Raw genomic sequence first — 565 nt, forward strand, 5'->3', positions numbered from 1 at the left:
TGTCATGCCCAGGTCGTCGATCCCGGCGGAGGCGTCCGTCATGACGGCCTCCGTCGTCAACGGCATGATCTCCGACACCGCGCCGACGAACGTCGTCTTGCCCACCCCGAACCCACCGGCGACGACGATCTTCGTCGAGGTGAGGCCGGGGCTAGAGCCTGCGTAGTCCACTGAGCACCCTTTCCAGCAGGTTGACGTCCGGTCTACCTGCCTCGAGCTGCGGCTGGTGCACCCGAACGAGGCCCTCGGCCGCCATGTCCGCGATCAGAACACGCACCACGCCGAGCGGGATCCGCAGCAGCGCCGACACCTCGGCCACCGATCTGACCTGGAGGCAGAGCTGGCTGATCGCTTTGTACTCGGGCGTGATGTGGGAGAACTCCCGGTGCTCGGCGGTCGCCGAGGACACCAGGGCCTCCATCGCCAGCTTGACCTTGGGCGCGGTCCGCCCGCCGGTGACGGCGTAGGGCCGCACCGGGGAGGCGGGGTCGGAGCTGACGGGCGGGGGTGGGGGCTCCCAGCCGCCGCTGTTCCACGAATTCGTCACTCACATCACCTGGTCTGA

The 565-nt window shown here is 68.7% G+C and carries 2 protein-coding genes; both read right to left on the bottom strand.

What is annotated here, in order from left to right; genetic code table 11:
• The coding region (locus tag HCN51_RS57820) for an ATP/GTP-binding protein (protein WP_346434197.1) at window positions 1-171 on the bottom strand (171 nt) is incomplete at its 3' end.
• The gene (locus tag HCN51_RS57825) at window positions 152-547 is read right to left on the bottom strand and encodes a DUF742 domain-containing protein (protein ID WP_080042344.1); all 396 of its coding nucleotides are present in this window, start codon (window positions 545-547) and stop codon (window positions 152-154) included. The genes HCN51_RS57820 and HCN51_RS57825, both read right to left, overlap by 20 nt.
• Between the last annotated feature and the right edge of the window lie 18 nt (window positions 548-565).

The organism is Nonomuraea composti (genome assembly GCF_012034275.1).
In the GTDB taxonomy this organism is placed as follows: Bacteria; Actinomycetota; Actinomycetes; order Streptosporangiales; family Streptosporangiaceae; genus Nonomuraea; species Nonomuraea composti.